Annotated in this window: 2 protein-coding genes; both read right to left on the bottom strand. The window is 53.6% G+C overall.

Annotation, left to right across the window (positions count from 1 at the left end):
* The coding region (locus HMPREF2785_RS11510) for an IS3 family transposase (protein ID WP_141750632.1) at positions 1 to 485 on the bottom strand (485 nt) is incomplete at its 3' end.
* A partial coding sequence (locus HMPREF2785_RS11780) for an IS3 family transposase (RefSeq protein WP_210386085.1) occupies positions 469 to 893 on the bottom strand: 425 nt, incomplete at its 5' end. The genes HMPREF2785_RS11510 and HMPREF2785_RS11780, both read right to left, overlap by 17 nt.

Genomic DNA, 893 nt, shown 5'->3' with positions numbered 1-893 from the left:
ACCTCGACCGGGGTTCGGTATCCCAAGCTTTGGTGAAGCCTTGTCTCGTTCCACCATGACACCCACTCGAACGTCGCGATTTCTACCTCGACAACGTCATTCCACCTGCGGGTATGGATCAGCTCGTTCTTGTAGGATCCGTTGACGTTTTCAGCAAGAGCATTGTCGTAGGAGTCACCGACAGTTCCGGTGGAAGCTGTAATGCCGTGTTGGGTAAGTCGCTCGTTGTAGACCACGCTGACGTACTGCGATCCGTGATCCGAATGGTGAATGAGACCTGTTGTTTCCTCAGCACACACGATCGCCTGGTTGAGAGCTTGCAACGGCAGTGCTTCGGTGCGCATGGAATCTGATAACGCCCACCCAACGATCCGTCGAGAGTAAACGTCGGTGACAAACGCGGCGTACACAAAGCCTTTCTTCGTGCGCACATACGTAATGTCGGCCACCCACAGTTTATTCGGGCCCTTAAGCTTTGAATTCACGCTCGACTAAGTCCGGGCGCAGATCAGGCACGTTAGCTTTTCGGGTTGTGATAGGTGATCTGCCTTTGCCTTTGCCAGAAACACCGGCCAAGCGCATCAGCCGGGCGGTTTGTTCACGCCCGATATCAATTCCGTCGCGGCGGAGAGCATGCCACATTTTCCGCACGCCGTAGACGCCGTAATTATCCCGATGAACAGTTCTAATGCGGTCGATCAGCACAGCATCGCGAAGGCGACGAGCACTTAATCCACGGGCCTTGGACTGGCGATAACCACGCGAGGTGATAAACCCACCAGCCCGGTTATTCTTCAACGTCTTACAAATGAACTCGACAGAGAAACGATTCCGGTATTTATCGATGAACCGGATCATTTCCGACGTTTTGGGTCGAGTTCCGACGCGAAAAA

It is taken from the genome of Corynebacterium sp. HMSC067D03 (genome assembly GCF_001811185.1).
GTDB lineage: Bacteria > Actinomycetota > Actinomycetes > Mycobacteriales > Mycobacteriaceae > Corynebacterium > Corynebacterium coyleae.
The sequence above is the reverse complement of the archived record's forward strand: the minus strand, read 5'-3'. Positions and strand labels throughout refer to the sequence as shown.